16 protein-coding genes are annotated in these 18,508 nt (G+C 43.6%); 14 read left to right on the top strand and 2 right to left on the bottom strand.

Annotation, left to right across the window (positions count from 1 at the left end; all coding sequences use genetic code 11):
• Nucleotide 1: 1 nt before the first annotated feature.
• Genes IM797_RS26165 through IM797_RS26185 form a run of 5 tightly spaced genes read left to right on the top strand, consistent with a single transcriptional unit; the run spans nucleotide 2 to nucleotide 7,190 of the window.
• Nucleotides 2-928: a LamG-like jellyroll fold domain-containing protein gene (locus IM797_RS26165; RefSeq protein ID WP_194130180.1), complete on the top strand. Its 927-nt coding sequence runs from the start codon at nucleotides 2-4 to the stop codon at nucleotides 926-928.
• A 57-nt stretch (nucleotides 929-985) separates the two neighbouring features.
• Nucleotides 986-2,653, top strand: a complete 1,668-nt coding sequence (locus tag IM797_RS26170; RefSeq protein ID WP_194130181.1) for a glucoamylase family protein — start codon at nucleotides 986-988, stop codon at nucleotides 2,651-2,653.
• Between the two features lie 2 nt (nucleotides 2,654-2,655).
• Complete coding sequence (locus IM797_RS26175; RefSeq protein WP_194130182.1) at nucleotides 2,656-4,014, top strand: glucoamylase family protein; 1,359 nt, start codon at nucleotides 2,656-2,658, stop codon at nucleotides 4,012-4,014.
• Between the two features lie 47 nt (nucleotides 4,015-4,061).
• Nucleotides 4,062-6,362, top strand: a complete 2,301-nt coding sequence (gene bglX, locus IM797_RS26180; protein ID WP_228099137.1) for a beta-glucosidase BglX — start codon at nucleotides 4,062-4,064, stop codon at nucleotides 6,360-6,362.
• 42 nt (nucleotides 6,363-6,404) lie between these two features.
• Nucleotides 6,405-7,190 (top strand): prolyl oligopeptidase family serine peptidase, encoded by a 786-nt coding sequence (locus IM797_RS26185; RefSeq protein ID WP_194130184.1) that lies wholly within the window; start codon nucleotides 6,405-6,407, stop codon nucleotides 7,188-7,190.
• A gap of 6 nt (nucleotides 7,191-7,196) precedes the next feature.
• On the opposite strand, the gene IM797_RS26190 is transcribed toward IM797_RS26185, so the two are convergent.
• Together IM797_RS26190 and IM797_RS26195 are read right to left on the bottom strand one after the other, a co-directional pair.
• Nucleotides 7,197-7,925, bottom strand: coding sequence for a YebC/PmpR family DNA-binding transcriptional regulator (locus IM797_RS26190; protein ID WP_194130185.1), 729 nt, complete (start codon nucleotides 7,923-7,925; stop codon nucleotides 7,197-7,199).
• A gap of 7 nt (nucleotides 7,926-7,932) precedes the next feature.
• Entirely contained in the window at nucleotides 7,933-8,877 is a 945-nt protein-coding gene (locus IM797_RS26195) for an NAD-dependent epimerase/dehydratase family protein (protein WP_194130186.1), read from the bottom strand.
• Nucleotides 8,878-9,132: 255 nt separating this feature from the next.
• Between IM797_RS26195 and IM797_RS26200 the strand changes: the two genes are divergently transcribed.
• Genes IM797_RS26200 through IM797_RS26240 form a run of 9 tightly spaced genes read left to right on the top strand, consistent with a single transcriptional unit; the run spans nucleotide 9,133 to nucleotide 18,502 of the window.
• Nucleotides 9,133-9,819, top strand: coding sequence for a gluconate 2-dehydrogenase subunit 3 family protein (locus tag IM797_RS26200; protein ID WP_194130187.1), 687 nt, complete (start codon nucleotides 9,133-9,135; stop codon nucleotides 9,817-9,819).
• A gap of 19 nt (nucleotides 9,820-9,838) precedes the next feature.
• Complete coding sequence (locus IM797_RS26205; RefSeq protein ID WP_194130188.1) at nucleotides 9,839-11,542, top strand: GMC oxidoreductase; 1,704 nt, start codon at nucleotides 9,839-9,841, stop codon at nucleotides 11,540-11,542.
• Nucleotides 11,542-12,702, top strand: a complete 1,161-nt coding sequence (locus IM797_RS26210; RefSeq protein ID WP_194130189.1) for a Gfo/Idh/MocA family protein — start codon at nucleotides 11,542-11,544, stop codon at nucleotides 12,700-12,702. Before IM797_RS26205 ends, IM797_RS26210 begins: the two co-directional genes overlap by 1 nt.
• 4 nt (nucleotides 12,703-12,706) lie before the next feature.
• Complete coding sequence (locus IM797_RS26215) at nucleotides 12,707-13,759, top strand: sugar phosphate isomerase/epimerase (protein ID WP_194130190.1); 1,053 nt, start codon at nucleotides 12,707-12,709, stop codon at nucleotides 13,757-13,759.
• 19 nt (nucleotides 13,760-13,778) lie between these two features.
• On the top strand, nucleotides 13,779-14,177 hold the full coding sequence (locus tag IM797_RS26220; protein ID WP_194130191.1) for a c-type cytochrome: 399 nt from the start codon (nucleotides 13,779-13,781) through the stop codon (nucleotides 14,175-14,177).
• A 15-nt stretch (nucleotides 14,178-14,192) separates the two neighbouring features.
• A complete protein-coding gene (locus IM797_RS26225; RefSeq protein WP_194130192.1) occupies nucleotides 14,193-15,650 on the top strand; it encodes a Gfo/Idh/MocA family protein in 1,458 nt (485 codons plus the stop codon).
• Nucleotides 15,651-15,684: 34 nt separating this feature from the next.
• Nucleotides 15,685-16,371, top strand: a complete 687-nt coding sequence (locus tag IM797_RS26230) for a DUF1080 domain-containing protein (protein WP_194130193.1) — start codon at nucleotides 15,685-15,687, stop codon at nucleotides 16,369-16,371.
• Between the two features lie 29 nt (nucleotides 16,372-16,400).
• Complete coding sequence (locus tag IM797_RS26235) at nucleotides 16,401-17,624, top strand: nucleoside permease (RefSeq protein WP_194130194.1); 1,224 nt, start codon at nucleotides 16,401-16,403, stop codon at nucleotides 17,622-17,624.
• Nucleotides 17,621-18,502 (top strand): hydroxypyruvate isomerase family protein, encoded by an 882-nt coding sequence (locus tag IM797_RS26240; protein WP_194130195.1) that lies wholly within the window; start codon nucleotides 17,621-17,623, stop codon nucleotides 18,500-18,502. Before IM797_RS26235 ends, IM797_RS26240 begins: the two co-directional genes overlap by 4 nt.
• Nucleotides 18,503-18,508 lie beyond the last annotated feature (6 nt).

The following is an 18,508-nucleotide window of genomic DNA, read 5'->3' on the forward strand; positions in this document are numbered from 1 at the left end:
CATGAAGTTTTCAAAACCATATCATAAATATTGTATTCCTGGCATCACCATGATTGCAGTGCTTTTTTCAGCCTGTAAAAAAGATGGCAACCCGAATAACCTGCCGGATGCAGATGCCGCAAAATATGCAGGAACCATTGATGGCTATAAAAGTTCTGACGAAGTCGCTTCGGCAAACCTGGTGGCTTACTGGGACTTTGAAGGAACCAACAATGAAAAGATTAGCGGGGCCAACCCGACAACCGTTGCCGGCAATTCCTTTGTTGAGGATGGTGTAAAAGGAAAGGCATTAAGTCTGAATGCGGGTTACCTGTACTATCCACTACAGCTTGCCAATCTGAAAACCGACGTTTTCCAGAGTTTCACCGTCAGCACCTGGGTACAAATCCTGAATAACGGTTCAAAAAGAACCATGCTGTTCCAGCTGGCCAGACCAGGGGTTTTTAATGGAAGCCTTAATTTCATCTTAAATACCCAAAGCTTTCCGGCCACAAATACGGATGAGTTGAAAATAAACCCAACATTCACGGCCATAAGTGGTGGCATGCAGGATAATGTGAATACAAAGAGAGATAATCCAGGTGATCCGAATTACTTTCCTTACCTCACACCGAAGATAGGCGCCAGCAAATGGACTCATTTACTGCTTACTTATGAAAGTACCACAGGCATGTTCCACATCTGGGCAGATGGCGTTAAAGTTGGCGCCTTTCCAAGCAGGAACGTAGGTACAAATTTATTTAAATCCTATGAGCCTGGCGAGATCATCATCGGTGGAAATTACAATGTAATTCCTGGTAAATCGGTAAACACCGATGTCAGCTTTGCTGCCATGACCGGCAAAATGGATGAGCTGAAAATATGGAACATCGCTTTAACCGATGCCCACATCAAGGCCATTTACAATTTAGGCCTTGCTAAAAAATAAGTAACCGGCAGGGGGATTTACCAAATCTCCCTGCTTTTCAAATCTCTTCCCCTTTGTATGCGTAATTTCAAAAAAATTTCATGTTATGTACTTTGCTGTGCCGCATTCGTATTCAACAACGGTTGCAAAAAAAGCAAAGAACCGGATATTTTGGCTTCCGATACCTCTTTGTCCTTTACAGTAAATGACGTATACAATGGCACATTAAATTATGAGGTAAGTGGAAAACCGGTTATAAAATTCACCTTTACGGAGGCTGTAGACCCTGCTACCAGTACGGAAGCTGTCAAATTAACTGATGCATCAGGTGGTAATATAGTGTTGAGCACAAGCTTAACTGATGCCAATAAAATCTTAACATTGATACCCCAGAGCAATCTGTTGGGTTTTGCAAGCTATAACCTGGCCATCACCAATGCACTAAAATCAGCAAAAGGCGGGCGTCTGATCAACCCCGTAACCATCAATTTTACCACCGGCCTGGACAATACAGATAAATTCCCCCGTATTACAGACGATGAATTGCTTACGTTGGTCCAAAAACAAACCTTCAAGTACTTTTACGATTTTGGGCATCCGGAAAGCGGACTGGCCAGAGAAAGAAATACTTCGGGCAACACGGTAACCACCGGAGGGTCTGGTTTTGGGATCATGGCCCTGGTTACAGGTATACACCGCAACTTTATTACCAGGGCAGAAGGCCTCGCCAGAATGCAAAAAATTGTCGGTTTTTTAAAAAACAAAGCCCAGACCTTCCATGGCGCTTTTCCGCATTGGCTGGATGGCAACACCGGTGCAATGCTGCCTTTTAGCGCAAAAGACAATGGCGGAGACCTGGTAGAAACCTCATTGCTGATGCAGGGTCTAATCACCGCACGTCAATATTTCAGTGGCCCGGATGCCGCTGAATCTGCTTTAAGGACAGACATCAACAGCATCTACCATGCTGTAGACTGGGATTGGTACCGAAAAGACAACAGCAATGTTTTATACTGGCATTGGAGTCCAAACTACAACTGGGAAATGAACCTGCCTGTCAAGGGCTGGAATGAAGCGTTGATCACCTACGTTATGGCAGCAGCTTCACCAACACATGCCATTCCAAAATCAATATATGACCAGGGCTGGGCTCAAAATGGAGGCATGAAAAACGGCAACAGTTATTACGGGATTCAACTTCCGCTGGGGCCCGCCATTGGCGGACCGCTTTTTTTTGCCCACTACTCTTTTATGGGCATCAATCCTTTCGGATTAACGGACGCCTACGCCAACTACGAAACGCAGAATAAAGCGCATGTACTGATCAACTATAACTATTGCAAAACAAATCCCTTAAATTATGCCGGCTATGGCGAAAACTGCTGGGGGCTTACGGCAAGCGATATTCCAAATGGTTATACCGCAAGTTCTCCTGCAAATGACAGAGGTGTGATTGCACCCACCGCGGCACTTTCTTCTTTCCCGTACAGCCCTGTTGAATCCATGCAGGCGCTTCAGTTTTTTTACTACAAACTGGGCGACAAGCTTTTTAAAGAATACGGCTTTGTGGATGCGTTTTCTTTACAACAGCGCTGGTTTGCCAGCACTACCCTGGCTATTGACCAGGGGCCCATTATTGTGATGATTGAAAATTACCGGACAAAAATGCTGTGGAATTTATTTATGAGTGCCCCTGAAGTAAAAATAGGTATGAAAAACCTTGGCTTTAATAGCCCTAACCTTTAACTATGAAGTACAATTTATCCATATTCAAACCCTTAACCCTCCTATTGCTGCTAAGCATTAGCCAGCAGTCCTGTGCACAACCGATCAGCAAAACTAAAATACTGATCAAACCGGAGCTGTCCATACAAAAAAATCTGACAGACAGCCAGTTGCTCGATCTTGTACAAAAACAAACCTTCCGCTACTTCTGGGATTTTGGGCACCCGGTAAGCGGCATGGCCAGAGAACGCAGCAATACCACCTTAAATTACGGACCAGAAGTAGTCACCACAGGTGGCACAGGTTTTGGCATAATGGCCATTATTGTAGCTTCAGAACGCAAATTCATTACGCGTCAGCAAGCCGCAGCAAGAACAAAAAAAATAGTCGATTTTTTATATCAGGCAGATCGCTACCATGGGGCCTTTCCACACTGGCTGGATGGTGCGACCGGAAAAACGATCCCTTTTAGCACAAACGATAACGGTGCTGATCTTGTTGAAACCTCCCTGCTTTTCCAGGGTCTTCTAACTGCGAGTCAGTATTATCAAGCCAACAATACTGTTGAAAAAGACATCAGAAACAAAATATCGGCCATGTGGACAGCCATAGAATGGAATTGGTTTACCCGGTGTCAGGATGTACTTTACTGGCATTGGAGCCCTGATAAGGGCTGGGACATGAACCACCAGATTAAAGGCTGGAACGAATGTCTCATTACTTATGTACTGGCAGCTTCTGCTCCCAAAAACGGGATCGATAAACGCATATATGATGAGGGCTGGGCAAAGAGCAATACCTTCATCAACGGAGCTCAGTTTAACGGTATTAAACTGCCCCTGGGTTCTGATTACGGCGGACCTTTATTCTTTTCGCAGTACTCATTTGTTGGCCTGGACCCCCGCGGTCTCAGGGATAATTATGCGGATTACTGGGAACAAAATAAAAACCACACGCTGATCAACCGGGCGTACTGTATCGAAAATCCAAAAAAATACAAAGGTTACCGTTCCGATAGCTGGGGTTTAACCGCGAGCGACAGCTGGGGAGGTTATGCAGCCCACTCGCCGACAGAAGATCTCGGTGTAATCACACCGACCGCAGCATTGTCAGCCTTTCCCTATACCCCGGAATATTCCATGCAGGCCTTAAAACATTTTTATTTTGATAAAGGTGATCAATTATGGTCTGAGTATGGCTTCATTGATGCCTTCAGCGAAGAAAAGAACTGGTACGCCAATGCTCACCTGGCTATTGATCAGGGACCGATCATTGTGATGATCGAAAATTACCGCAGTGGTTTATTGTGGAAACTGTTCATGAAAAACCCCGATGTCAGAAAAGGGCTAAAAACACTAGGATTCAGCAGTCCGGCATTATAGCATCAGGTAAACAAAAACACATCAATTCCCTTTAAATGAAACACATCATGAAACCATTATCTATATTTTTACTGTCGCTCTTGTTTGGTGCCAGTTCTGTATGGGCCCAGCAAAAAAGAACCAATTCCAGCCCTGATCAGAAAATGAACGCTTTTATCTCTTCATTAATGTCAAAAATGACCCTGGATGAAAAGATAGGACAGCTCAACCTGCTCACCGGCGGAGAAGCAACCACCGGATCGGTAGTCAGTACTGATGTTGAACGCAAGATCAAAAGCGGTCAGGTAGGTGGCATGTTCAGTTTTACCACCCCTCAAAAAATCCGTAAGGCACAAGAAATTGCGGTTAAACAGAGCAGACTTAAAATACCAATCATCTTTGGTCAGGATGTCATTCATGGTTACAAGACCACTTTCCCCATTCCCCTTGCCTTATCGTCTACCTGGAATATGGCCATGATTGAGAAAACAGCCAGAGTTGCAGCCATAGAAGCAAGTGCAGATGGCTTAAACTGGACTTTTTCACCCATGGTAGATATTTCCAGGGACCCACGCTGGGGCCGCATCTCTGAAGGCTCAGGAGAAGATACTTATTTAGGCTCTCAAATTGCCAGGGCAATGGTTAAGGGCTACCAGGGAGATGACCTCTCCAGATACAATACCATTATGGCTTGCGTCAAGCATTTTGCACTTTACGGTGCTGCCGAGGCCGGTAGGGATTACAATACCACTGACATGAGCTTAGATCGCATGTATAACGAATACCTACCTCCTTACAAAGCCGCCCTTGATGCCGGCGCAGGTAGCATTATGACTTCTTTTAACGACATCAATGGTGTCCCGGCTACGGCGAACAAATGGCTTATGACGGATTTGCTGCGTAAAGAATGGGGATTTAAAGGTTTTGTGGTAACCGATTACACTGCTGTGAACGAACTTATTGACCATGGATTAGGTGATCTGCAAAAAGTATCTGCTTTATCTTTAAACGCTGGTGTAGATATGGATATGGTGGGCGAAGGTTTTTTGACTACCCTTAAAAAATCTGTAGCACAGGGCAAAGTAAAACAGCAGCGGATTGACGAGGCTTGCCGATTGATACTGGAAGCCAAATACAAGCTTGGCCTGTTTGAAGATCCTTTCCGTTATTGTAATGAAGAACGGGCAAAAACAGAGATCCTGAAACCCGAGCACCTGCAATTTGCCCGGGAAGTAGCTGCCGAATCATTTGTATTGTTAAAAAATGAAAATCATACATTACCGCTTAAAAAGACAGGCACCATCGCATTAATTGGTCCGCTGGCCAATACAGGTAGTAATATGCCCGGAACATGGAGTGTAAACAGCGACCTGGTCAATACCAGATCACTACTGGAAGGCTTGCAAGCGTATGTGGGCCAGGATGCCAAAATTCTGCACAGCCTGGGTGCCAATCTGATAAGTGATGCAGCTTATCAGGAACGTGCCACCATGTTCGGCCGTAATATCCCGAGAGACAACCGCCCCGAAGCTGAGGTGATCGGCGAAGCCGTAGCACTGGCAAAAACCGCTGACGTAGTGATTGCTGCCCTGGGCGAGAGCTCGGAAATGAGCGGTGAAGCATCCAGTCGTACCGATCTGGAAATTCCGGATGTTCAAAAACGCTTGTTACAGGCTTTACTGAAAACCGGCAAACCCCTTGTATTGGTCTTGTTTACCGGCAGACCCCTGGCACTGAAGTGGGAAGATGAACATGTTCCTGCCATTTTGAATGTTTGGTTCGGTGGTACCGAAACTGCAAATGCAATTCCTGACGTATTGTTTGGCGCTATAAATCCATCTGGTAAATTAACGGCAACCTTTCCTCAAAATGTAGGGCAGGTACCTTTATATTACGCACACAAGAATACCGGACGGCCCTTAGCGGAAGGGAAATGGTTTACCAAATTCCGCTCTAATTATCTGGACGTGAGCAACGACCCGCTTTATCCTTTTGGCTATGGCCTGAGCTATACCAGTTTTACCTATGGTCATCTCAAACTCGATAAAACAAGTTTTAAGCCAGGTGAAACCATTACAATCAGCATAGAAGTGAAAAATACCGGTACGATGACAGGCAAAGAAGTAGTACAACTGTACATCCGCGATCTGGAAGGCAGTGCTACCCGACCAGTTAAGGAATTAAAAAACTTTCAAAAGATTAGTCTTAAACCCGGTGAAGCCAAGACCGTCAGTTTTAAAATTACCGAAGATGACCTCAAGTTTTACAATTCGGCCTTAAAATTTGTAGCCGAACCCGGTGATTTCAACGTGTTTGTCGGTGGAAATTCAAGGGATGTCACAACCGGGAAATTTACGCTGATAAAATAGCTTTAGTAAATAAATTGATAGGAAATTCATTATTTTAGCATCATGAACCAATTCAAATTAACGATCCTTATAGGCTTACTGCTTAGCAATTTTGGCGCGCGAAGCCAAGATTTCAAGCAGTACGACAGAGGAAGTTTTATTCATAAAAAAGATACCATAGCTTACCGGGTACTTTTCCCGGAACATTTCAATGCACAGCGAAAATATCCGGTTGTCTTTTTTTTACATGGACGTGGTGAGCAGGGAAATGACAACCAGAAACAGCTGACACATGGCGGAAAGCTATTTCTAAAAGAGGAATACAGAAAGAATTTCCCTGCTATTGTAGTCTTTCCACAATGCAGTACAGACAGCTACTGGAGCAATGTAGAAATTACAACCAACGACAAAGGCAAAAGGCAATTTGCTTTTCAAAAAAAGGGAAAACCAACCAAGGCCATGCATGCTTTATTAGGTATGCTGGAGAATTTTCTGGATAAACCTTATATCGATAAATCAAGAGTATACCTGGGTGGTTTATCGATGGGCGGTATGGGTACTTACGAATTACTGAGACGCAAGCCGAAAGTTTTTGCAGCGGCCTTTGCCATTTGTGGCGGGGACAATGTAGCAAATGTAGAAAAATACAAACATGTACCCTTATGGATTTTTCATGGGGAGAAAGATGACGTGGTATCCATGAACTTTTCTACAGCAATTGCCGATCAGTTGAAGGTATTGGGAAAACCTGTAAATCTGACTTTGTATCCGGATGCGAACCACAACAGCTGGGACTCTGCTTTTGCAGAGCCCAGGTTATTGCCATGGTTATTTTCAAATCATAAATAGCTGAATTTATTCAGCCATATTGTGATAAACAGCCTGTACGTCATCGTCCTCTTCTAATTTATCAATTAGTTTCATGACATCAGCAGCCTGTTCTTCTGTAACTTCATGGTGCGATAAAGCAATGCGCTCCAACTTTGCACTTTTTAATTCTATGCCTTTTTCTTCCAGTGCCTTTTGCAAGGTTCCAAAATTTTCAAAAGGACCCTGTGCTACCGCAATATCATTTCCTTCTTCATCAGCCTCTACGTAAAGTTCTTCTAATCCGGCATCAATCAACTCAAACTCCAGTTCTTCCAGATCCAGGTTCTCAGCAGGAACAAAGCGAAATATCGACTTTCTGTTAAATACAAAGTCAAGCGAACCGGTTTTACCCAAAGTCCCACTGGTTTTATTGAAATAACTGCGCACATTGGCAACAGTTCTGTTGGTATTGTCTGTAGCTGTTTCGATAAGTACAGCCACGCCATGTGGCGCATATCCTTCGTAAACAATTTCTTCATAATTGGCCATGCTTTTATCAGAAGCCCTTTTTATAGCTGCCTCAACACGGTCTTTCGGCATGTTTACTGCTTTCGCATTCTGCATGGCCGTACGCAGGCGTGAATTTGTCTCCGGATGAGGTCCGGCATCTTTCACAGCCATTACAATATCTTTACCTATCCTGGTAAACTGAACGGCCATTTTGGCCCAACGTTTAAATTTTCTTTCTTTTCTAAATTCAAATGCTCTTCCCATTTATTTTTTATTTCTTTAAATTCTTTAACATATCTGTGGTTAGTTTTGCCAGGTCAAATTCTGGTTTCCAGGCCCAGTCATTTACCGCAAAACTGTCATCTATAGATCTTGGCCAGCTATTCGCTATCTGCTGACGTGGATCATTTTCGGTGTAAGTTAAGGTAAATTCCGGAATATGCTTTCTGATCTCAGCCGCTAAAACCTCCGGTGTAAAGCTTACTCCGGCAAAGTTATAACTCGAACGGATAGAAATTCTGCTCGCCTCAGCGTCCATCAGTTCTATGGTACCACGAATGGCATCGTCCATATACATCATGGGCAATGCTGTAGCCGCATTTAAAAAAGAAGCATAAGTTCCCTTTTTCAAGGCATCATGAAAAATATGAATGGCATAATCCGTTGTACCACCGCCTGGCGCTGCTTTCCAGCTGATCAATCCCGGATAACGGATGCTCCTGACATCCAGGCCAAACTTCTGATGATAATATTCACACCACCTTTCGCCAGCCAGTTTACTTACGCCATAAACCGTATTTGGATCCATTACACAATATTGAGGTGTTTGATCTTTCGGCGAATTGGGTCCAAAAACAGCGATGGAACTTGGCCAGTAAACCTTAGCTGTCTGGTAGGAAATCGCGAGGTCCAGAATATTCAGCAAGCCATTCATGTTCAGATCCCAGGCCAGTTTTGGATTTTGCTCCCCGGTTGCCGACAACAATGCAGCCAGCAGGTAGACCTGAGTGGGCTTATACTTTTGAAAAATAGCATTCAGGGTATCCTTTTCCAAAACATTTACAAATTCGAAAGGACCTGAATTTTTGATGTCATAATCCGGCCTGCGGATATCACAAGCCACCACATTATCCTCGCCATACGTTTTTCGCAGCGCGGTTACCAGTTCTGTGCCGATCTGACCATTGGAACCTAGCACTATTATTTTTTCAGTCATGAATAATTAGGATTTGGGCAAAGGTAAATAAATGGACAAACCTATTCAAAATTGTTTACGCCGGCCAAAAGATAAGCGTCATTTTTATCCGCCATTTTTTTTCAATACCGATGACAAATTTCCTCCTCCGGCACCCCGTAACAAAAACATTACATATTGACTTTACGGTGTACAAATAACACTAACTAATTTTTTTTGCTTAATATTACCATACAAAACACATTTAAATACACAATACAACCATAACCACCAAATATGAACAGAAGAGACGCAGTGAAAAGTGTTGCCTTTTTAATGGGGGGAGCACTATCCGCAACTACAATTGGCGTATTCCTGGACAGTTGTAATTCTCCCGCCACCAATGCCAAGGGGGAATTATTTACTAAAGCACAACAGGATACGATTACCGAAATTGCTGACATCATTATTCCGACAACGAGCAGCCCTGGTGCTAAAGCAGCAGGAGTTGGACCGTTCATCAGTATGATGTTAAAAGATTGCTATCCTGAAGATGCGCAAAAAGCTTTTACTAAAGGCCTCGAAGATCTGGACAAACAAGCCAATACCACGTATAAAAAAACATTTTTGGAGCTCAGTACGCAACAGCGCCAGGAATTGCTGGGTAAACTCAGAGATGAGACTGTTGCCGCAATTAAGGTAGAGAAAGAAAACCTGGACAAGCAAAAAGAGGCTGAATCAGAAAAACAGAAAACGAACCCTGCACAGGCCAAGTCCCCAACAGAAAATGCAGGTACCATTTCCATCCTGCCAAAGGACAAGCCTAAAACAGAACCACGTTTCTTCGCCATCATCCGTGACCTGACCTTATTGGGTTATTTCACTTCTGAAATTGGAGCCACTAAGGCTTATGAATATCTGGAAATCCCTGGCCGTTACGATGGCTGTGTGGATTTGAAACCTGGTCAAAGAGTTTGGGCTTAATCTTATAACATTAAAAATAATGAGCAATCTAAATACAAAGGCAACAGCGCAAAACACTTATGATGCGATTGTTGTAGGATCTGGAATTAGTGGTGGCTGGGCCGCAAAAGAGCTGACAGAAAAAGGTTTAAAGGTTTTATTGCTGGAAAGAGGCAGAAACATTGAACACATTAAAGACTATACCACGGCGATGAAAAAGCCATGGGAATTTGAACATCGTGGTAAACTTACCGAAGCACAAAGAGAAACACATCCGGTTCAAAAAAGAGATTATCCGTATTCAGAATTTAATGAGAGTTTCTGGGTAAATGATCTGGACTGCCCGTATACTGAAGTGAAACGCTTTGACTGGTACCGCGGTTTCCACGTTGGCGGTAAATCCCTGATGTGGGGAAGACAAAGCTACCGTTTCAGTGATCTGAATTTTGAAGACAATTTGAAAGACGGACATGGTGTAGACTGGCCAATCCGTTACAAAGACATTGCCCCATGGTACGATTACGTAGAGAAATTTGCAGGGATCAGCGGACAGGCAGAAAACTGGCCGGCTTTGCCAGACGGGCAATTCTTACCACCCATGGAGATGAATTGTGTGGAAAAAGACGTTAAAAAAAGGATTGAAGACAAGTGGAAAAAATCCAGAATCATGACCATTGGCCGTACAGCAAATTTAACTGTAGAGCATGGTGGTCGCGGTAAATGTCAGTACCGCAACCTTTGCAGCCGCGGCTGTCCATTTGGTGCTTATTTCAGCACACAATCATCTACCCTGCCAGCTGCTGTGGCAACAGGCAATTTAACGCTACGTCCTTTCTCTTTGGTGAACACCATTATATATGATAAAGAAACGCAGAAGGCAAAAGGTGTTGTAGTGATCAATTCAGAAACTAAAGAAACGGTAGAATATTATGCAAAAATTGTTTTTGTGAATGGTTCTACACTGGGTTCTACTTTCTTGTTGTTAAATTCTACTTCAGATATTTTTCCTAATGGTTTAGGGAATGGCAGCGGGCAGCTTGGTCATAACCTGATGGATCACCATTTCCGTTGCGGAGCTTCGGGACGTGCAGAAGGCTTTGAGGATAAATACACTTATGGCAGACGTGCAAACGGAATCTATATACCAAGATATCAAAACATGCACGGTGAGAAACGCGATTATGTCAGAGGTTTTGGCTACCAAGGCGGCGCAAATCGCGGAAACTGGCATGCCGATGTAGCTGAAATGGCTTTTGGAGGTGATTTTAAAGATCAGATGACACAACCAGGTGCATGGAATATGGGCTTAGGTGGTTTTGGAGAATCTCTTCCTTACTTCGAAAACAAGGTAAGCATCGACAAAACGAAGAAAGACAAATGGGGACAACCGGTACTGGCCATTGACTGTGAGTTTAAAGACAACGAACGTAAAATGCGCGTTGACATGATGAACGATGCTGCCGAAATGCTGGAAGCAGCCGGAATGAAAGACGTAAAAACGTATGACAATGGTTCTGCTCCGGGTATGGCCATCCATGAAATGGGTACTGCCCGAATGGGACATGATCCGAAAACTTCCGTTTTGAACAAATGGAACCAAATGCACGAAGTAAAAAATGTATTTGTAACCGATGGATCTTGTATGACCTCAGCTGCTTGTCAGAATCCTTCATTAACTTATATGGCCTTAACTGCAAGAGCTTGTGATTTTGCTGTTAGCGAATTAAAAAAAGGTAACCTTTAATGGAACACAGAAAAATTAGAATGGGCATGATTGGCGGTGGTAAAGATGCCTTTATAGGTGCTGTACACCGCATAGCTGCCAATATGGATGGAAAAATAGAATTTTGCTGCGGCGCACTTAGCGTTCATCCCGAAGTAGCCAGGGAATCTGGAAGAATGTTATTTCTTCCGGAAGACCGGATCTATGAGAATTACGAGGAAATGATCGCACAGGAAAGTAAATTACCTGCTGATCAGCGTATTGATTTCATCAGCATTGTAACGCCGAATTTTGCTCACTTCGCTCCAGCGATGCTGGCATTGGAACATGGTTTCCATGTGGTGATCGAAAAACCAATCGCTTTATCGCTTGATGAAGCAAAGCAATTACAGGCCAAAGTTGAAGAAACGGGCCTAACCTTATGCTTAACCCATACCTATTCGGGTTATCCGATGGTAAAACAAGCCAGGCAAATGGTAAGTGATGGTGATTTGGGTAAAATCCGAAAAATAATGGTAGAATATCCACAAGGCTGGCTGAGCACCCTCACCGAAAAAGAAGGAAACTCTGGCGCCGCCTGGCGTACTGACCCTAAAAAAAGTGGAAAAAGCGGGGCTATGGGTGATATTGGCACCCACGCGGCACAACTTGCAGAGTACATTTCCGGATTGAAGATCACAAAACTTTGTGCCGATCTGAATATTGTCGTTGAAGGCCGGGGGTTAGACGATGACGGAAACATTTTGCTTAAGTTTGACAATGGCGCCAACGGGATCCTGGTAGCTTCCCAAATTGCCGCAGGTGAAGAAAACGCGTTAAAAATCAAAATATACGGGGAAAAAGGTGGCATGGAATGGAGCCAGATGGAGCCCAATACATTAGTGGTTAAATGGTTGAACCAGCCCGCACAGGTTTACCGTGCAGGACAGCCCTATTTATCAGATATTGCCAAACACAATACCCGGGTGCCTGCCGGACATCCTGAAGGATACCTGGAAGCATTTGCCAATATTTATAGAAATTTTGCAGCAACGATCCTAGCAAAAAAACATGGCATCAACCCCAGCCCTGAAATACTCGATTTTCCTACTGTGGCAGATGGCGTAAGGGGAATGGCTTTTATTGAAAACGCAGTGGCATCAAGCCAGTCTGACCAGAAATGGTTTGATTTCAACATATAAATTAATGACAACAATTAAAGGACCAGGAGTTTTTTTAGCGCAGTTCATTACAGATGAAGCTCCTTTCAACTCATTAGACGGCATTTGTGCATGGGCTGCCGGACTAGGTTTTAAAGGCATCCAGATCCCAACACTTGATGCCCGTTTTATTGATTTGCAAAAAGCAGCTGAGAGTAAAACCTATGCTGATGAACTCAAAGGAAAAATACAGGCCCATGGTTTGGAAATCACAGAACTCTCTACCCATTTACAAGGGCAGCTGGTTGCTGTAAACCCGGCATATGACCTGGCTTTTGATGCATTTGCACCAGATGCTTATAAGAACAATCCAAAGGCGAGAACCGAATGGGCAGTTCAACAACTGAAATATGCGGCAAAGGCCTCTGAAAATCTAGGGCTTAATGCACATGCTACTTTTAGCGGATCCTTGCTTTGGCACATGTTTCATCCATGGCCGCAACGTCCTGAAGGGCTGGTTGATGCCGCATTTACCGAACTGGCTAAAAGATGGACCCCAATTTTAAATGAATTTGATGCCTGTGGTGTCGATGTTTGCTATGAAATCCATCCAGGAGAAGACCTTTTTGACGGTATTACCTATGAAATGTTTTTAGAAAAGGTAAACAACCATCCCCGGGCTTGCCTGTTATATGATCCTTCACACTTTGTACTGCAGCAATTGGATTACATTCAGTATATCGATTTCTATCACGAACGCATCAAAGCCTTCCATGTGAAAGATTCAGAGTTCAATCCGACAGGTAAACAAGGCACTTTCGGTGGTTACCAGAGCTGGGCAAACCGCGCTGGCAGATACCGCTCACCAGGTGATGGGCAGGTAGATTTTAAAACCATTTTCAGCAAACTGGCGCAGTACGATTATAAAGGATGGGCCGTGATGGAATGGGAATGCTGCATTAAAGATGCAGAGGTTGGTGCCAGAGAGGGCGCCGAATTTATCAGCAAAAATATCATTAAAGTAACAGAAAGAGCTTTTGATGATTTTGCTTCTTCTGGCGGAAATGACGACTTTAACAATAAAATTTTAGGAATATAAACAACACACACCTCAGTAAATGAAATCAAAACTATTTATCCTAAGCTGCCTTACACTCGCTATGGCCGCTTGCGGTAGTCCGGAAGAAAGAGCATCAGGGACTGCAACAACTGCAACTACAGAATCGCCAACAGTATCCGCTCCTGCAACAACTGCAGGGTCGAGAACTGAAGGAGAAAAACTCATAGCCAAATCGGATTGCATTGGCTGTCACAATAAAGTACAAAAGGTAATTGGCCCTGCCTATGTAGATATTGCCAAAAAATATCCCCTTAACGACGAAAATGTAAACCACCTGGCTGATAAGATCATTTCCGGCGGAAAAGGTGTTTGGGGAGAAGTCCCAATGACACCACATGCCAATATGAGTAAAGAAGAAGCAAAAGAAATGGTTACTTATATTTTATCGCTTAAATAAATCCAAAAGCAGGTTATGGAAGAAACTAAAAAACAGCAGGAAACAACGTCAAGACGTAATTTCCTGAAAACCTCGGCTATTGCCGCAACAGCATTTATGATTGTTCCGCGTCATGTTTTAGGCGGGCCCGGGTTTTTAGCACCTAGCGACAGGTTACTTGTTGCCGGAATTGGTGTTGGTGGTAAAGGGGAAACTGACCTGGCCAAGATTTATGAAAGTGGTAAAGCAGAGATCGCTTTTTTATGCGATGTTCATGACAGCAGGGCCGCCAAATCGGTTAAAGCATTTCCTAAAGCCAAGTATTACAGGGATTACCGGGAAATGCTGGACAAAGAGCACAAACATTTTGATGCGGTAACCATTTCTACGCCTGACCATAACCATGCCATTCAGGCGGTTGCAGCCATGCAGCATAAAAAACATGTGTATGTTCAAAAACCATTGACACACGACATTTATGAAGCCCGTTTGCTGACTGGTGCTGCCGAAAAATATAAAGTAGTGACCCAGATGGGAAATCAGGGGGCCTCCCACGACGGGCCAAGGCTATTGAAAGAATGGTACGATGCAGGGCTGATTGGTGATGTGCATACGATTTATGCCTGGACTGATCGTCCGGTATGGCCTCAGGGCATTCCATGGTCAGCCAATAAAGCACCGGTACCGTCTGATTTAGACTGGGACCTGTGGTTGGGTACTGCGCCTTACAAAGATTATGTAAATAAACTGGTTCCTTTTAACTGGAGAGGCTGGTGGGACTATGGTACCGGCGCTCTGGGCGATATGGGCTGTCACCTGCTAGAAGCACCATTCAGTGTATTGAACTTAAAATATGCTACCGAAGTACAAGCCAGTGTAGGCTCAGTATATGTAGATGAATTTAAACGGGGTTATTTCCCGGAAAGCTGCCCGCCTTCCAGTCATGTTACCTTGAAATTCCCGAAAACGGATAAAACACAAGGTGACATTACCGTACATTGGATGGATGGAGGTATACAACCGGAAAGACCTGAAGAACTACAAGCCAATGAAGTTTTTGGTGATGGTGGCAATGGGACGCTATTTGTAGGGACAAAGGGTAAAATGATGTCCGCTACCTACGGTCGGAACCCTCGTCTATTGCCATTAAGTAAAAATGAAGGCCTCAACATTCCTCAAACCATTGCAAGGGTACCTGGTGGTGACAATGGGCATTACGGACAATGGGTAGAAGCCTGTATTGCCGGATATGGGAAGAAAGAGGTCAGCTCCCCGTTCTCTATAGCTGGTCCTTTAACAGAATCCTTGCTCATGGCCAACCTGGCGATCCGGGCTACCGACATTCAGCGTAAAAACCAGGAAGGCAAAATCATTTATCCAGGCCGTAACATCAAATTGCTATGGGACAATGCCAATATGAAAATCACCAATTTTGATGATGTCAACCAATTTGTAAAACGAGAATACCGCGAAGGCTGGAACCTGGGCGTTTAAGGAAAAACAATTCTTCATCTTTAACCAAAACAACATGAAAAAATACATATTATCTGCACTGATCCTGACCACAATTTTTAGTGCAAATGAAGCCAGTGCACAAAAAGGATTTACCAAACTGTTTGATGGTAAAACAACCGATGGCTGGCATACTTATGGTAAAACTACAGCGGGAGAACGCTGGAAAGTAGAAGATGGTGCCATACATTTTAATGTCAATGCAGATAAAAGTCAGGCTGGCGATCTGGTTACAAATGAGGAGTATGGCAATTTCCATTTGAAATATGACTGGAAAGTTGCCCCTAAAGCAAATAGCGGTCTGATCTTTTTTGTGCACGAAGATCCGGTAAAATACAAGCAAACTTATAGCACCGGTCTTGAAATGCAGGTATTGGACAATGACGGACATCCGGATGGAAAAATCACAAAACACCGTGCCGGAGATTTGTACGACCTGATTAAAAGTAGTTCAGAGCCTGTTAAGCCGGTCGGACAATGGAATACCGCCGAAATCATTTGCAAAGATGGTAAACTGGAGCAGTACCTAAACGGCGTTAAGGTGGTATCCACCACTTTATGGGACGACAACTGGAAAAGCCTGGTTGCAGGGAGCAAGTTTGCGAACTGGGAAAACTGGGGTACATTTAAATCTGGTAAAATTGCTTTACAGGATCACGGTGATGAAGTCTGGTACAAAAACATCCTGATTAAAAAACTATAATTGCTAAACCAAATAAGAAATAACCAAATATGAATTTAAACAACCGCATTAAGTTATCGGCCATGATGTTCCTGGAGTTCTTCATCTGGGGTGCCTGGTTTGTAACACTGGGCACATTCCTGGGCAACAATCTGAAGGCTACCGGTGGCGAATCGGCTTCAGTCTTCTCTACCCAATCCTGGGGAGCCATCATTGCACCATTCATCATCGGACTCATAGCAGACCGCTATTTTAATGCTGAAAAAATATTAGGTGTATTACACCTTATTGGTGCTGTGTTGATGTACCAGATGTACAATGCTTCGGATATCAGTATTTTCTATCCGTATGTATTGGGATACATGATTCTTTTCATGCCAACCCTGGCGTTAGTAAATTCAGTCTCTTTCAATCAAATGAAAGATCCGGAAAAAGAATTTTCAACCATCAGGGTATTTGGAACAATCGGATGGATTGCAGCTGGATTGATGATCAGTTACATCTTTCACTGGGACAGTCCGGAAGGCACTGCAGCAGGTATGCTAAAAAACACTTTTGCCATGGGTGGTATTGCTTCCCTGGTATTGGGATTATTTAGTTTTGCCTTGCCTAAAACTCCACCTAAAGCGACCAGAGGTGAGAAAGTTAACTTATCTGAAATATTAGGACTAGATGCATTAAAGCTTTTGAAAGATAAAAATTTTGCTATATTTTTCATCTCCTCTATCCTCATCTGTATTCCATTGGCTTTCTATTATCAAAATGCACATCCCTTTCTGTCAAATGTTGGTATGGAGAATCCCACCGGAAAAATGACCATTGGTCAGATTTCGGAAGTACTGTTCTTACTGCTGTTGCCTGTATTCTTTACCCGCTTCGGTTTTAAAAAGACCATCCTGGTTGGAATGCTAGCCTGGGGCATTCGTTATGCCTTATTTGCTTATGGAAATGCAGGCGATTTAAGCTTCATGTTACTAATAGGTATTGCCTTACATGGCATTTGCTACGATTTCTTTTTCGTATCCGGACAGATTTATACCAATGCGGCGGCGGGCGACAAATATAAAAGTTCTGCTCAAGGTTTAATTACCCTGGCTACCTATGGTGTTGGTATGCTGATCGGATTTGAAGTAGCCGGTCTGATTACCGATACTTATAAACTTGCAGATGGCTCTTTCGACTGGAAAATGATCTGGGGTATTCCTTCAGGTATTGCTTTTGTCGTATTCCTGCTTTTTGCATTCTTTTTTAACGATAAAAAGCAACCATCATGAGCAACGAACTGAGCAGGAGAAACGCCTTAAAAAACATAGTTGCCGGAACCGCTGCACTCGGGGTATCGGCCGCATTACCTTCATTCGCTATGGAAGAATATCAATCTGACAAGTTAAAAGGAAACATCAACCACTCTGTTTGCCGCTGGTGCTTTAGTGGAATAGACCTGGATACCTTGTGCATCGAAGCCAAAAAGATAGGGATCAAAGCCATAGACCTGGTGGGTCCTAAAGATTGGGATATCCTTAAAAAACATGGATTGGATTCTTCCCTGTGTAACGGTGCAGAGATTAACCTGGTTGACGGCTGGAACGATCCAAAATTTCACGATACGCTGATCAAAAATTACTCAGAAATGATTCCTAAGGTTGCGGCCGCAGGTTATAAACAACTGATTTGTTTTAGTGGAAACCGCAGAGGCAAAGACGATGAAACCGGATTGCAGAACTGTGTAGAAGGTTTGAAAAAAGTATTGCCGCTTGCCGAAAGACATAACGTTGTGCTGGTCATGGAATTGCTGAACAGTAAACTGAACCACAAAGATTACCAGTGTGACCATACCGCATGGGGTGCTGAATTGTGTAAGCGCCTGGGCTCACAAAATTTTAAATTGTTGTATGACATTTACCACATGCAAATTGATGAAGGCAATGTCATCGCCAACATCAGGGAATTTAACCAATACATCTCCCATTACCATACTGCAGGTGTTCCGGGAAGAAATGAGATTGACGACACCCAGGAATTGTATTACCCGGCCATTATGAAAGCCATTCTGGCCACCGGTTTTAAAGGCTATGTAGCGCAAGAGTTCATACCCAAATACAAAGACAAAATCAAGTCTTTGAAAGATGCCGTAATGATTTGTGACGTATAATGCTAA

This window comes from Pedobacter sp. MC2016-24, from assembly GCF_015223055.1.
Taxonomy (GTDB): Bacteria; Bacteroidota; Bacteroidia; order Sphingobacteriales; family Sphingobacteriaceae; genus Pedobacter.

Coding starts and splice junctions, on each gene's coding strand:
- IM797_RS26165 (WP_194130180.1), top strand. CDS start 2: ATGAAGTTTTCAAAACCATATCATAAATATTGTATTCCTGGCATCACC.
- IM797_RS26170 (WP_194130181.1), top strand. CDS start 986: ATGCGTAATTTCAAAAAAATTTCATGTTATGTACTTTGCTGTGCCGCA.
- IM797_RS26175 (WP_194130182.1), top strand. CDS start 2,656: ATGAAGTACAATTTATCCATATTCAAACCCTTAACCCTCCTATTGCTG.
- bglX (WP_228099137.1), top strand. CDS start 4,062: ATGAAACCATTATCTATATTTTTACTGTCGCTCTTGTTTGGTGCCAGT.
- IM797_RS26185 (WP_194130184.1), top strand. CDS start 6,405: ATGAACCAATTCAAATTAACGATCCTTATAGGCTTACTGCTTAGCAAT.
- IM797_RS26190 (WP_194130185.1), bottom strand. CDS start 7,925: ATGGGAAGAGCATTTGAATTTAGAAAAGAAAGAAAATTTAAACGTTGG.
- IM797_RS26195 (WP_194130186.1), bottom strand. CDS start 8,877: ATGACTGAAAAAATAATAGTGCTAGGTTCCAATGGTCAGATCGGCACA.
- IM797_RS26200 (WP_194130187.1), top strand. CDS start 9,133: ATGAACAGAAGAGACGCAGTGAAAAGTGTTGCCTTTTTAATGGGGGGA.
- IM797_RS26205 (WP_194130188.1), top strand. CDS start 9,839: ATGAGCAATCTAAATACAAAGGCAACAGCGCAAAACACTTATGATGCG.
- IM797_RS26210 (WP_194130189.1), top strand. CDS start 11,542: ATGGAACACAGAAAAATTAGAATGGGCATGATTGGCGGTGGTAAAGAT.
- IM797_RS26215 (WP_194130190.1), top strand. CDS start 12,707: ATGACAACAATTAAAGGACCAGGAGTTTTTTTAGCGCAGTTCATTACA.
- IM797_RS26220 (WP_194130191.1), top strand. CDS start 13,779: ATGAAATCAAAACTATTTATCCTAAGCTGCCTTACACTCGCTATGGCC.
- IM797_RS26225 (WP_194130192.1), top strand. CDS start 14,193: ATGGAAGAAACTAAAAAACAGCAGGAAACAACGTCAAGACGTAATTTC.
- IM797_RS26230 (WP_194130193.1), top strand. CDS start 15,685: ATGAAAAAATACATATTATCTGCACTGATCCTGACCACAATTTTTAGT.
- IM797_RS26235 (WP_194130194.1), top strand. CDS start 16,401: ATGAATTTAAACAACCGCATTAAGTTATCGGCCATGATGTTCCTGGAG.
- IM797_RS26240 (WP_194130195.1), top strand. CDS start 17,621: ATGAGCAACGAACTGAGCAGGAGAAACGCCTTAAAAAACATAGTTGCC.